The sequence below is a fragment of the Myxococcales bacterium genome, assembly GCA_016703425.1.
Taxonomy (GTDB): domain Bacteria; phylum Myxococcota_A; class Polyangia; order Polyangiales; family Polyangiaceae; genus JADJCA01.
In genome coordinates, this window is sequence record JADJCA010000023.1 from 1 (window position 1) to 12356 (window position 12356).

The 12356-nt window shown below is 69.4% G+C and carries 15 protein-coding genes; 8 read left to right on the top strand and 7 right to left on the bottom strand.

Going from position 1 to position 12356, the window contains the following annotated elements; genetic code table 11:
• From IPG50_31495 to IPG50_31505, 3 genes are all read right to left on the bottom strand, one after another.
• Nucleotides 1-521, bottom strand: a 521-nt coding sequence (locus tag IPG50_31495; GenBank protein MBK6696681.1) for a hypothetical protein, incomplete at its 3' end; no start/stop codon positions are given.
• On the bottom strand, nucleotides 518-937 hold the full coding sequence (locus IPG50_31500; protein MBK6696682.1) for a hypothetical protein: 420 nt from the start codon (nucleotides 935-937) through the stop codon (nucleotides 518-520). The genes IPG50_31495 and IPG50_31500, both read right to left, overlap by 4 nt.
• 31 nt (nucleotides 938-968) lie before the next feature.
• Nucleotides 969-1937 carry a hypothetical protein gene (locus IPG50_31505; GenBank protein ID MBK6696683.1) on the bottom strand — a complete coding sequence of 323 codons (969 nt, stop codon included), beginning with the start codon at nucleotides 1935-1937 and terminating at the stop codon, nucleotides 969-971.
• A 113-nt stretch (nucleotides 1938-2050) separates the two neighbouring features.
• Between IPG50_31505 and IPG50_31510 the strand changes: the two genes are divergently transcribed.
• From IPG50_31510 to IPG50_31520, 3 genes are all read left to right on the top strand, one after another.
• A complete protein-coding gene (locus IPG50_31510) occupies nucleotides 2051-2374 on the top strand; it encodes a hypothetical protein (GenBank protein MBK6696684.1) in 324 nt (107 codons plus the stop codon).
• A 996-nt stretch (nucleotides 2375-3370) separates the two neighbouring features.
• Nucleotides 3371-3847, top strand: a complete 477-nt coding sequence (locus tag IPG50_31515; GenBank protein ID MBK6696685.1) for a hypothetical protein — start codon at nucleotides 3371-3373, stop codon at nucleotides 3845-3847.
• Complete coding sequence (locus IPG50_31520) at nucleotides 3841-4086, top strand: hypothetical protein (protein MBK6696686.1); 246 nt, start codon at nucleotides 3841-3843, stop codon at nucleotides 4084-4086. The genes IPG50_31515 and IPG50_31520 overlap by 7 nt, the downstream gene beginning before the upstream one ends.
• Before the next feature lie 51 nt (nucleotides 4087-4137).
• Here IPG50_31520 and IPG50_31525 read toward each other — a convergent pair whose 3' ends face one another.
• From IPG50_31525 to IPG50_31535, 3 genes are all read right to left on the bottom strand, one after another.
• On the bottom strand, nucleotides 4138-5469 hold the full coding sequence (locus tag IPG50_31525) for a cytochrome P450 (protein ID MBK6696687.1): 1332 nt from the start codon (nucleotides 5467-5469) through the stop codon (nucleotides 4138-4140).
• A gap of 102 nt (nucleotides 5470-5571) precedes the next feature.
• A complete protein-coding gene (locus IPG50_31530) occupies nucleotides 5572-5832 on the bottom strand; it encodes a hypothetical protein (GenBank protein ID MBK6696688.1) in 261 nt (86 codons plus the stop codon).
• Nucleotides 5833-5841: 9 nt separating this feature from the next.
• The gene (locus IPG50_31535; protein MBK6696689.1) at nucleotides 5842-6702 is read right to left on the bottom strand and encodes a hypothetical protein; all 861 of its coding nucleotides are present in this window, start codon (nucleotides 6700-6702) and stop codon (nucleotides 5842-5844) included.
• 309 nt (nucleotides 6703-7011) lie between these two features.
• On the opposite strand from IPG50_31535, the gene IPG50_31540 reads away from it, so the two are divergent.
• From IPG50_31540 to IPG50_31550, 3 genes are read left to right on the top strand one after another with little or no spacing between them, the layout of a single operon-like run.
• The gene (locus IPG50_31540) at nucleotides 7012-7263 is read left to right on the top strand and encodes a hypothetical protein (protein MBK6696690.1); all 252 of its coding nucleotides are present in this window, start codon (nucleotides 7012-7014) and stop codon (nucleotides 7261-7263) included.
• The gene (locus IPG50_31545; protein MBK6696691.1) at nucleotides 7220-8326 is read left to right on the top strand and encodes a ferritin-like domain-containing protein; all 1107 of its coding nucleotides are present in this window, start codon (nucleotides 7220-7222) and stop codon (nucleotides 8324-8326) included. Before IPG50_31540 ends, IPG50_31545 begins: the two co-directional genes overlap by 44 nt.
• A 10-nt stretch (nucleotides 8327-8336) precedes the next feature.
• Nucleotides 8337-8735: a GFA family protein gene (locus IPG50_31550; protein ID MBK6696692.1), complete on the top strand. Its 399-nt coding sequence runs from the start codon at nucleotides 8337-8339 to the stop codon at nucleotides 8733-8735.
• A gap of 12 nt (nucleotides 8736-8747) precedes the next feature.
• Here the strand turns inward: IPG50_31550 and IPG50_31555 are convergent, their stop codons facing one another.
• Nucleotides 8748-10067: a hypothetical protein gene (locus tag IPG50_31555; protein MBK6696693.1), complete on the bottom strand. Its 1320-nt coding sequence runs from the start codon at nucleotides 10065-10067 to the stop codon at nucleotides 8748-8750.
• A 194-nt stretch (nucleotides 10068-10261) separates the two neighbouring features.
• Here IPG50_31555 and IPG50_31560 point away from each other — a divergent pair, with 194 nt between their 5' ends.
• Together IPG50_31560 and IPG50_31565 are read left to right on the top strand one after the other, a co-directional pair.
• Nucleotides 10262-11173: a hypothetical protein gene (locus IPG50_31560; GenBank protein MBK6696694.1), complete on the top strand. Its 912-nt coding sequence runs from the start codon at nucleotides 10262-10264 to the stop codon at nucleotides 11171-11173.
• Between the two features lie 53 nt (nucleotides 11174-11226).
• Nucleotides 11227-12354: an AAA family ATPase gene (locus IPG50_31565; protein ID MBK6696695.1), complete on the top strand. Its 1128-nt coding sequence runs from the start codon at nucleotides 11227-11229 to the stop codon at nucleotides 12352-12354.
• Nucleotides 12355-12356 lie beyond the last annotated feature (2 nt).

A 12356-nucleotide genomic window follows, 5' to 3' on the forward strand; every position in this document is an offset into this window, starting at 1 on the left:
GACGCGGCGCGCAAGCACCAACCGTAGCGGCCGTCGGCGACCTCCTCCGCGTGGGCCCGAGCACCACTGGCACGCGTGCGCGCGCGCCTCAAGGCATCCATCGAAAGCGCGTCCGCAGCCGGCGCGACGCCGAGGAGCACGAGGTGCAGCGCCAGCAGGTTCTCCGTGTGAAAGAGCATGCCCCACGAGCTGCGGTAGCTCGTGAGGGCGAGCACCAAGAGCGCGTGAAGCGGGCCGCTCACGCGATAACGGAAGCCGGCCGTGAAGGCGCAGCCGGTGGCGATGGCGGCGGCGAAGGCGAGGTGCACGAGGAGCGCGGGAGGCGGTGCCGTGAGCGCCGTCATGGGCCCCACCGGTGCGAAGCGCTCCGCACCGAACGTTGTTGCCGCAAGGAAGTTCTTCGCCGTGATGAGCAGGTACACCACCGAATACGCGCCCACGAGAAGGCGCACATGCGCGAGGCGCGACGCCGTTGCCGGCATGTACCAAAAGGTGTCGATGCGTCGGCCGAGGATACTCACGGCTTGCCCGCGGCGGTGCATGCGACGAGGACGCGACGCGACATGGGCTCGCGGCGTCCGGTGAAATAACTCACGGTGTCGAACTCGCTGGCCACGAGCTCGACGCCCTCGGGCGGCGCGTCTCCGGCGCTCGTCGCTTCGGCGGCGCGTCGTGCGACGTCTCGGCACAAGCGGAGGCGCGCGTCGGGGCGCATCTCGGCGGCGCGCTTTAGCGTCGCAGCCGCCTGCATGACCTCCGAGCCGCCGGTGACGACGCTGGGCGACAGCACCCTACGCGCACTGCCGCGAACGGCGAGCGCCTGATGCACCCACGCCGTCTCGCGGCGTGCGGTGAACATCGGATAGGTCGAGAACGGATACGCGTCGGCGGCGGCGTTCGACAGCGCCGCCGCCAGGGTGGCGACCGTCAGGCTCAATCCGAGCCCATACGCCAGCGCGCGCGACACCTCAGGAGTCCCCGAGCAACCCGAGCGCGCGGCCGCCGTGGCCGAGCGCACTCCATGCGTGTTGCACGTAATCGATGCGAATCGGCGGAGAGGCCAGGTGTCGGGAAAATCCGCCGACGGCCTCGCCTGCTGCCGAGCAAGCGACACAGGCGGCCGCATCCCACTGAGCCTGCACGAGGAACGCCAGCACTTCACGCAATAGCTCGAGCTCGGCGTCCGTGGGCATGCCGCGCGCGCGCTTGAGCAGAACGGCCGCCGCCAGCGCCTCGCCGAAGCCTGCCGTGGGCGTGGTCTGCGGCACCGTCAAGAGGCCGAGCGGTGCGTAGCCTCCGGCCAACGCCGCGTCACCGCCTTCGGCCGCGCGCAAGATGAACCGCGCCTTGAAGGCGACGTAGTCGAGGCAGAACCGCTCGTAGCCATCGTGCCGGTGCATGGCGAGTGCGGCCCGCGCCGCCAAGCAGTGCCAGTTTTCCTCTACGTAGAAGAAGTTTCGTAGGGGGTGTTGCCAATAGCGTTCGGTCACGTAGTCCATGGCCGCCGTCGTCGCGGAGCGCACCTCGGCGATGGGCGGAAAGGCGTTCCTCTCGCCCTCGGTGCGCGAAGGCTCCGCCAGGAAGCGCTCCGCGAGAACGAGCGCGAGGAGCGCCTGGCCGTCGCCATAGAGGCGCCCGCCGCGGCTCGTGTCGGGGCGTCCCGTGAAGGTCGACGCGAAGCTGCCGTCCGGCTGCTGCATGCGCAAGACAAGCGCCGTAAGCCGTCCCGCGAGCGCGTCAAAGTCGCCGCCGACGAGGGGACGACACGACAAGAGCGCTGCGAGCGGCAACGCGATGTCGCCGAGCGCGGCGCTCGTTTGCCCCGGCAAGAGAAGCGCCCGGCTCTCGCCGAGGGGCCGCTCCAGCGCGGCCAAGTGCCCGAGCGCGAGTCGGGCCGCGCCTCGTACTTCGTCGGCCCCGCCACCAAGTTCGCACAAGGCGAGGGTCGTACCCGCTTGCCGCGGTACGTGGAGGCGGGCTTCCTGGGCCGCACCCGCGAAGGGGCTCGATCGAATAGCGGAAGTGACCGTCGTCGCGCAGCGCGGAGCACATGAGCGCGCGCCGCATCGGTGGCGTGCGTGAGGGCGGCTTCGTCGACTCGCGGGCGCGGCCCGCGACGGAGCGCGCGCAGACGTTCGCGCGGCGTGAGCACGCCATCGGCGCCCACGTGGAAGGCCGCCGTCTCGATGCGCGTCATGCCTGCGAGGTCGTCGCCGACGGCGTTGAGATCGGGTCCCAAGGCCGATGGCGACACTCCGAGGCGAGCGTCGGCGTCGATGGAGAAGCCTACCGCCATGAAGCGATCGCGCGCGACGAGCTGCCACGGCGCGGCGCAGCGCGCCTGGTAACACGCGCCGTCAAGGCCCGGCCTTAGTGTCAGCGGCGCGAGCCAAGGCAGCGCCGCGCCCAGCGGCTGAGTGGTCGTGACGACGTCGATTGCGAGCGGCGCCGCGTACGCGCGCGAGCGCACGAGCGCGGAAAGCGCGGTGCCCAGCTCGGCGAGGGTCTTCGCTTGGAGGCACGCCGCGCTGGGCACCTCCATGTCCCTCTGGAGGAACGTCACGAGGAGCGTCGCGTTCGCCTCGCGCGGGGGCGCCGCGCAGTCGGGCGCACGCACGTCTGCGAGCGTCACGCGCGAGGGCGCCCTCGGCGCGCCTCGAAGCGCCGCCGAGAGCGTGTTCGCGAGGTCGCTGTCGTGAGCGGCGGTCGGTTGGGCGTGCGCGCCGCGCGCGCAATAGCCGCTCGAGAGGACACCCAGCATGGCGACCGCGGTCCAAGGCAAGAGGTCTCGCCACGAGCGGAGGGGCCGACAGGATGCGAGGCCCCACGCAGCCACGGGGAGCGTCATCAGCAGCACGAGGCCGAAGGCGGCGATGGCCGCGCCCACCACCACGGGGCCAAGATGATGAAAGAGCTCGCTCAAGTACCACGCTGTGGTGCCAAGAGCCCAGGTCGCTGCGCCAAGCGTGAGGAGAGACGCCCACGCAAGAGCGAGCCACGCGCGTCTTAGCCAACGCGCGCCGCGGAGGGCCGCGAAGGCGGTCACGACGTGCAGCGCCGCGAGCGCCAGGACGGCGCCGCGAAAGAGCCACGCGCGCTCCGCCGGAACGCGCACCGCGGCCGCGATGAAGACAACGGCCTCGACGACGTTCACCGTGGCGAGGCCGTAGCGGCGCGGTCGCGACGCAGGCGTGCGCTGCGCGGCGCCCTCACGCTCCGCCTCGGCGTCCGCGTCGTCTTCCGTGTCGGGGTCCAAAACGCGGGCGAGTATCCCACGAATGGGGCCCACGAGACCCGGCGGCTCGTGATAGGGTGCGCTCCTTTTTTGCGCCCGCGCAGACCCGTGCCGGCGCGGCGGTAGGAGTCGTTCATGACGAAGCGTTGGTTGGTTCTTGCGGTCCCGGTGCTTACGGCCAGTCTCCTCGCGCAGCTCGCCTGCGGCGACGACGGCGGCGGAGACACGGGTACCGGTGGCGACGAAGACGTCGACGCTGCGAGCACCTTCGACTCCGGCACCCCCGACGCCACGCTCCCCGATTCGTCTCTGCCGGACACGTCCGCGCCCGACTCCACCACGAGCGACGTCTCCGTGCCCGACAGCACCGTCACCGACGCGAACGTGGCCGACGTGGCCGACGCCGGCGGGCCCATCTGCACGCGGTCGCCTGCCTTCTTCGACTCGGGCGCTCCGTACTTCAGCTTTGACGTCGACGTCACGGCGCCGGCGGGCACCTGCGCCATCAAGCCCTCCGTCATGCCCGACGACTCGTCGGTGAAGATGGTCATCAACTTCGACCCCGGCAGCCCGACCTTCAACATCTTCGTCGGGGTGAGTACGAGATGGTGAGCACCTCCGCGGTGAAGACCACCGCCGATGGCGGTGTCGTGGCCTTCGACGCCGGCGCGGCTAGCGGTAACGCCTTTGCGCCTGACGCGACGATCACGCTCGTGTTCCGTCGCAACGCCTTCGACGCGGGCCCCGACAGCGGCGACGCCGGCGGCGCGCTCTATCGGACGATGGTCTTCCGCATGAACAGCGCCGCCAGCTCGGCCAACTGGACGCTGACGCTCTTCTCGTTCAACTGAGGGCGCGAACTCGCAAGAGCCGCGGCGGCCTACGAGTCATCCGCCGCGGCATCACGCGTTCTTGAACGTCTGAACCTTGAGCCCGTCCACCGGCGTCGCGAAGAGCTTGTCACGCGTGGGCGAGAAGTCCTGCCCCTCCGCGAAGGTCCACGTGTAGCCCTGGAGCATCTTCACGGCGAAGACCTTCATCATGAGCGCCGCGAGGCGCTCGCCCGCGCAGCGGTGGCCTTGCTCGTGAATGCCGCCGCCGTGAGGGACCCAGGCTTGTTCTTGCCGTTCGTCGGCGTTGAGCCACCGGTCCGGATCGAGCTTGCTCGCGTCCCGGAAGACCTTCTCGTCGAGCATCGTGGCGCCGAGGCAACCGATGGACCGGTGGCCCGCCGGGATGCGCATGCCGTCGAAGGTGAGGTCGCGCTTGACGGTTCCGAAGAACGTGAGGGGCAAGATCGGTAGCGCGCGCCGCACCTCTTTGGTGACGCGGTCGACGTACTCGAGCTTCTTCAGCGTCGCGAGGTCGAGCGGCCCCTTGCCGACCTCGCGGCGGATCTCATCGCGTGCGCGATCGGCGATGTCGCGGCGCTGCCCAAGGCACGACGCGAGGAACGAGAGCCCGCCGATGACGGCGGCGTAGGCGCCGAAGAAGTGGAAGGTCTCGATGCGAAGCTCGTCGCGCGAGAGCTTGTCGCCATCGCCGTCGCGCGCGCCCATGAGCTGGGCCAGCACGTTGGTCTTCGAGGCCGTGGGCTTCTCGTGGGCATCGATGGCCGAGTCGACCACCGTGAGGAGGAAGTCGCGGGCCTTGAGCGCCTTGCCGTACGTGGTGAAGGGGAGGGGAATAGGGACCGACAAGAGGCCCGCGGCGGTCTTGCCGAACGCTTCGGCGATGGTCGGATCGTCCTTCGATGGATCGGCGCCGACGAAGAGCGCACCGGCGACGCCGAAGCCCAAGGCGTCGAGCTCCGGCACCCACGAGAACGGGCCGAGCGAGGACCAGCGCCGTGCATAGCGCTCGATGACCTGTTCGAGCACGGGCAGGTAGCCGGCGAGCGCCTCCTCGCGGAAGGCGTGCATCAAGAGTCGCTTGCGACGCTTCTGCGCGGCGCCGTCGAGGAAGGGGACCGCCTGCGGGTTGAAGATCGCCTGAACGTGGGGCGGGTTGGCGCCGGCGCGTTCGACGTTGTTGTCGTCGAGCAAGAGCGCGAAGGCCTCGGGGCCGACGAAACAAGCCGTCGGGTGGCCGAAGAGCTCGACCTTGAAGACGGGCCCGAGCTCGGCGGCCCGCTTGCCGAGAAAGCCGCTGGGGTCGCTGGCGAAGGCCAGCGTGTCGCCGATGAGCGGCAACGCAAAACGAGTCGGCAGATCGCGGAGCGAGCTTGTGGTCATCGTGTCGTGTCTCCCCAAGGCAACCCGGGCGCGCGAACGTGCCACCGGACCGCGGAAGCGTTGGTTCTAGCACGTGCGCGCCGAGCGTTGACGGCTCGAGCGCTACGCTGGCGGGACACTCTTCCAGTCGCTCAGGCTGTATTCGAGGGCGGCCTGCCGCTTCGCGTCCTCGAGCGACGCGTGCCAGCTCTCCCCCACCAGCTCGCCGGCTTCGCTGAAACGCAGGAGAAAGAAGCTGCCGTCGTCGGCCGCGATCTCCACGCGATGGGCGTGCGCGCCGGTCCCGAGGTACTCGTGCCCCGCAAGGTGCGGGGCCTCCCCGAGTCGGTGATGCACGAAGGCGCTCTCGAGTCGTTCGGTCATGGCGTCCTGTCAGCCTAGCCGATCGCGACCCGATGCATCGACGGTCCCCCGCACTGGCTTCACGGCCGCGCCACGGCCTTGCACCCAGATGGCCGGCACGAGGTTGCAGTCGAACGCGTAGCCTGCGTCAGAGACCGCCGTCCTCGAGGCTCTCCCTGCCGCCTCCCCTTCGCGCCTACCTCGGTTCTCGCAGCTCTTCCAGACCATGTCGCGGGTGCACCGCGGGTTCGGGCCTGGCGTGCAGCTCGAGGGACCAAACTTCGCGCGGCACTGCGTCGAGCGCTGTTGGCACTCGGCTTGGTCGAGCTCGGAGCAGAGGTCTTCTGGCGAGAGTCCGCATTGCGCGGAGCAAGCGCTGTTCACGCACGCGTAGTTGAGCGGGAAACACATCGGTGCAACGCTCGACTGTCCGGGGCAGTCGCTCGGCTGCGAGCAGTACGAGTCTCGGGTCTCAAAGTCGTAGGTCGTGAGACCACGCTTGAGCGTGAGCGTCGACCCCATGAACGTGTACGAGAAGCGACCCAGGTACGCCGCGTTGATCGGGGTGACCTCCTCCGCGGCCTTCAGCGTGATGGTCTTCTTGGTCACCCTCGCGTTGCCCGTCAGGCGCTGGGTCGACGTGCATGGTGCAGAGGCGCAGCGGACTCCGCTGTCGACGTCGGCCATGAACGTGCCGTCGCTGCGGAGGACGAGCGCCTGAAACGCGCCACCCCCAGGGAAGACGAAGGCGCCGACGAGGTTCTGGTTGCCGACCGCGAGCTCGCCTTCTGCCTCGTCGGTGTCGGCGGGATCGCCCTCGGACCCCGCGGAGCAGCCGAGCGCGCTCATCGACGTGACGAAGGACAGTGCGACGAGCTTCAGGAGTTTCATGGCAGGCCTCTTTGGTCAGGTTCGGGGGTGACATGTGTGTGGGATGCAGCAACCGCGCCGTGGACGATCGCCGCAACGCTTCGGTTCTGTGCGCGGAGAAAGGCCGCGGTTTTGGCGGGGAGCGCCGGATGAGGAGGATTTGCCGAGCGTGTGAGGGTGTCGTCTGTGGTCGACACGCCTCGCGAGGGTCGCTCCCCTGATTCGTGGACTCCCCATGGCGGCGCCCGTGCCCGCTGGCGCACGTCGGCACACGAAAGTGTGGAAAATGCCGGCGTTCATCGGGCCCGGCGCTTGCACTACGCTGCCCCAATGCGTTCCAACGACCTGCGCCGCGTTTTCCGCCACGTCCTTTCGCTGAGCCTCCTGCCGGCCCCTGCCGTCCTCGCGCTCGGCGCCTGCGGAGGCGGCGTCGTCGGCCTCGAGGGCAACGGAACCGAGGACGCCGCCGCCACCGATGGCAGCGCGAAGGATGGTGGCAGCTCTCCGATGGCGCGACGGCGGCTGCGAGCCCCCGAACGTGAAGGTCTGGAGCAAGCCCGGTTGCGGCATCCCCGCCAATAGCTGCTTGTCGCCCGATGCGCCGCGGCCTGGGTGCTACACGCTCGTGTGCAGCTGCTCCGGAAAGGTCGTCGGCGGCTGCGGTTCCTTCGACGAGCCCTACACGATCCTGCCGGGCGGTCCCGGGAGTGGCCTCCAGGAGGGCGACTCGTGCAACACCAAGCCGCCCATCGACGCTGGGCCCACCCTCGACACCGGGCTACCCGTCGACGCGGGGTGCGTCGCCGTGCCGGCGCCCGTTGCCGACGCTGGCTTCAGCTGCATGTCGTGGACCGTGCCCTTGCCGTGCGCGTTCCCCGCCGACGCGGGCTTCGTGTCGAACCCTGCAACGTGTCAGACCTACTGCGGCCCGAACGCGAACTTCTGCTCCAAAGAGACGGAGTCGACGCTCCGCTGCGATCCCGGCTGCGCCATCGGGCGCCGCCCCGAGGGCTTCGTGTCGTCCTGGCGCGAGGGCGGTCGCGACACCATCACCGGCCAATACTTCGCGGCCATGACCGAGCTCGAAGCCGCGAGCGTTTGGTCTTTCGAGCGACTCGAGCGAGAGCTCGACGCGCACGGTGCACCGGCGTCGCTGCGCGCGCGGGCACGTCGAGCCGCGGAAGACGAGCGGCGACACGCGCGCGTGGCGGGCGCCTTGGCGGTCCGCTTTGGTGCCGAGCCGACGTGCGCGGAAGAGCCGACGCTTGGCGTGCGCTCGCTCGAGGCGATGGCCCTCGAGAACGCCGTTGAGGGCTGCGTTCGCGAGACCTTCGGCGCGCTCAGCGCCACGTTGCAAGCCGAGCGCGCGCAAGATCCGCGGGTGCGCGCCGCGATGCGTCGCATCGCGACCGACGAAACGGCTCACGCCGGGCTCGCGTGGGCCGTGAAGGCATGGCTCGACACGCGCCTCGATGACGCCGCCAAGGCTCGTCTTCAAGAGGCCATGCGCCTCGCGGCTGACGAGCTCGCCGGCGAGGTGGCCGCCGAGCAGCCGGCGATCTTGCGCGACATCGCGGGCCTGCCTACGGCCGCGGAGGCGTCACGCATGGTCAGCGGCATGCAAGAGGCGCTCTGGGCGGCGTAGACTCCCACGCATGACGACGCGGCGAGCCTCGTGCTCATGTGGAAAGTTCGCGCTGGCTTGCGAAGGCGAGCCGGTGCGTGTCTCGATGTGTTTTTGCCTTGCTTGCCAAAAGCGAACCGGAAGCGCGTTCGGCGTTCAGGCTCGCTTTCCGCGCGAGGCCGTCGCGGTGGAAGGGACCTCAAAGGTCTACGAGCGCGTCGGTGACAGCGGCGGACGGGTGACGTTCCACTTCTGCGGTGAATGCGGCGCGACCGTGTATTGGGAGCTGGATGGCCTGCCCGCGTTCTTGGCGGTGGCCGTAGGCGCCTTCGCGGACCCGAGCTTTCAAGCGCCGACGATGTCGGTCTACGAAACTCGGCGGCACCCTTGGGCGCCGCTGCCCGAGTCGCTCCGCGAGCGCTTCGACTGAGTGGGCCTTCGCTCAGCGGCGCCCAGCCTTGAAGATTCGGCCGTCGCCGACGCCGAGGAACAGCGCGTTCTTGAAGTGCGCGATCGCTGTGGGCGCGACGTCGAGCGTGAGCTGCACGAGCTCCGTCGCTGCCTCGAGCGACGCGAGGTCAGCGACGAAAAGTCGGACGTTCCACGCCGCGGGCTTGGCGCCCGGCACCGACGCCGCCGTAAGGACGAGCACCTCGGAGGTCCCCGTGAGGGACACGTCCACGACGGCGAGGCCGCTGAGCGCAGTCACCGGCGTGAGGGCGCCGTCGGGCGCGACGCGCGCGAAGGTCTCGCGACCCGCTACCGTGCCCCAAAGAACGCCCGTCCCGTCGGGCAGCGGCAACGTGCCGCGCGGCAGGATCTTCTGGAGCGGATGCCCCGCGCCGAGCTCGGTCACTGCGGTGCCGTCGAAGGAGATGTTCTTCACGATGAGCCGGCCGCTCGAATAGACGCTCTCGTAACCGAAGGCGAAGAGCGGGCCGCTCGTCGGCAAGAGGTGGATGAAGCGCGTGTCGCCCTCGCCGGGCGTCGTGACCTGGACGCGTGTGACCGTTTGAAACGACTGCCCGCGATCGTTCGAGCGCCACAGGTAGCGGAAGACCTGGCCCGCCTCGAACTCGGTGCGAAAGTCGGCGCCGGAGCCGACGGAATAGATGGCGCCCTTGTAGCTTGCGAGATCGTGGACGTGCTCACCGCCGTTGACGGTGCGGTGCTTCTTGAAGGTCTCGCCTTCCAATCGATAGACGTTGCCTTGGATGCCCTTCGGCGTGGTGTTCTCTTGCGTCCACAGCTCGTCGGGATCGGTCGAGTCGATGCCCGCTTGCCAAAGCTCGCCGTCGAGCATGCGGTAGCGATCGATCTGCTCCTCGCCGCTTTGACGCGGCGTCTTCTGAGGCGCGCCTTGCCCGTCGCCAAGGACAACCACGGCCTCCACGGACGCCGGATCGTCGGCGGAGCGGAAGGCCCGCATCTCGATGGGGATCTTCTCGCCGAGGTTGTAGTCGGCGTCGCCGTAGCCGAAAAAGAGGCGGTCGCCAGCGGCCATGAGCTCGTTGATGGACGCGTTGAACTTGCCCGGCTGGTGCTTGCGCCCGACGGCCAGGTAGTCGTCGATGGGGGAGGCCCACGGCGCGAACTCCTCGAACGACTGCGCGGCGATTTTCGAGCTTCCGCCCCCGTCGGCGGCGCCCGCATCGACGCTCGCTTCGGCGCTCGGCGCGGCGCTGTTCGACGAGCAACCGACCGCGAACTTCAGGGCAACGACTGAAAGGAGAGAGGCTCCGCACGCGCTGAGGGGTCGCATCGGGGGCGCAAAATAGGCTCACTTCCGCGATGCGCCACGCGCCGGGAGCGTTTGCCGGTAAAGTCCCTGCTTCGAAGGCCCGCCCAGGTTTGTCTCTACCGGCCGGCGTTGAGAGCGCCAGCGTTTCTCTGCGCAAATTCGTTGGCTTCCGCGATGTCGAGCCGCACCGAGTCAATTAACACGCGAGCACCAAGTTGAAGCGATTTCTTCGCCGCGCCGTCCTCACGCTGGGTGTGCTCGCCCTCGCGCTTGGTGTCCTCTTGCTCATCGGCTTGCGCGAGGTGCCCGTTCCTGAGCGTGCGCGGTTCGCCATCGACCTCGGCGCCTTGCGCGCGCTCGCCGGGCCCGAGGACGCGTTGCCCGAGCGCGCTCGCGCGGATCTGGTCGGTCAGAGCTTCTTCCCCGAGTTCATCGGCATCGCTGGCGGCGGCGCCGCGCGCATGCCCCTCGGCTTCTACGTCTGGCAGTTCGTCTACAGCGACGGCACGCACGCGATCATCGACGCGGTCCACTCGAAGGCGTCGCACCCAACGCTGACGGGCGCGTACCACGACGACGCGTGGCAACGGCAAGAGCGCGCCGTCGGCGCCGCGAGCGTCATGGTCGTCACGCACGAGCACAACGATCACCTCGGCGGGTTCACCGAGTCGACGCATTTCGAGCGGCTCGGTGCGAAGCTGAAGTTGAACGCCGCGCAGCGCGGGCGTCCCCGTGCCGGCGGTGTGGCGCGCGATCTAAAGGGAGAAGCGACCCTCGAGTCGGGCCCTGAAGGATCGCTGCACAAAGTGGCCCCGGGCGTCGTCGCGATCTCCGCGCCAGGGCACACGCCCGGCACGCAGATGCTCTACGTGCGCCTCAAGAGCGGACGAGAGTTCCTCCTGATCGGCGACATCGCGTGGCAAGGGACGGCGCTCGAACGGGTGCGAAATCGTCCGAAGCTCCCCACGTGGATCCTCGGCGAAGACTCGCTCGCGGTCGCGCACCAGCTCCGCGCCATCCTCGACTTCAAGAAGGCGAACCCGTCGATCGACGTGGTCGTGTCGCACGACATCGGCCAAATGGAGGCGCGCTTCGCCACGGGACGCGTGACTCGAGGGTTGGAGTAGCGCGCGGTCGATCGTGGTCGGCGAGGCGTGGTACGACGAAGGGCGTGTCACCCATGAACGCTTCGGCTACCGAGGTTCAGGCCGCCATCGCTCACGCTCGCCGTGGGCTCGTGGAGCGCGAGGCGTTGGTCGAGCTCGTGGTGCTCTGCGCCGTCGCTGGCGAACACTTGCTCGTCGTCGGACCGCCGGGCACGGCCAAGAGCGAAGCGGTCCGGCGCATCGCGCGTGGCCTCGGCGGCCGCTACTTCGAATACCTCGTGGGGCGCTTCACAGAGCCGACGGAGCTGTTCGGCCCCGTGAGCCTGAAGAAGCTCAAGGAAGGCATCGTCGAGACGGAGACGGCAGGGATGCTCCCCGAGGCCGACGTCGCGTTCCTCGACGAGGTGTTCCTAGGCTCGACGGCGATCCTGAACACGCTCCTCGGCATCCTCAACGAGCGGACCTTTCGCCGCGGGCACACGAGCCTCAGGTGTCCGCTCCGCGTGTGCGTCGGCGCCTCGAACCGCTTGCCTGAGGACGAGCAGCTCGCCGCCTTCGCGGACCGCTTCCTCGCGCGCATCTTCGTCGAGCCGGTCCGCGACGCGGGCCTCGAAGAGCTCTTGGCCGCGGGCTGGTCGCTCGGCGCTGATGCGCCGTCGCCGGCCGCGTCGCTGGGCCACCTCGATGCGCTGGCGAAGAAGGCACACGCGATGGATCTGGCGCCGGTGCGTCCCGCCATCGCGCACGCCGTTCGTCTCTTGCGCGCCGCCGGCATCGATTGGACCGATCGGCGCATCGTTCGCGTTCAGCGGCTCGTGGCGGCGGCGGCGGCGCTCGCGGGACGAGAGCAACCAACGATGGCCGACCTGTGGCCGATCGTGTTTGCCTTGCCAACGGAAGAGGCCCAGCGCGCCGGACGCGATGCCCTTCGTGAGCTGCTTCGCGAGTCGGAAAACGGAAGCCTGGTGACGGCGGCCGCCGAGGGCTCGCTCGGCGCCCTCGCGCGCGGCGGCAAGCTCCGCGAAGAAGGGGAGGCCATTCTCGCGGAGCGCCCTGCCGCGGGTGAGCCGAGCGAGGCGCAAGAGGCGTGGCGACTGAAGGTCGAGGGACTCGCGCGCGAGCTCGACGCGACGTTCACGAGAGAGACGCTGCCGAAGGAGCTCGCCGACCTTCGGGCGCGCATCGTGGCCGCGGCGTCGTAGGT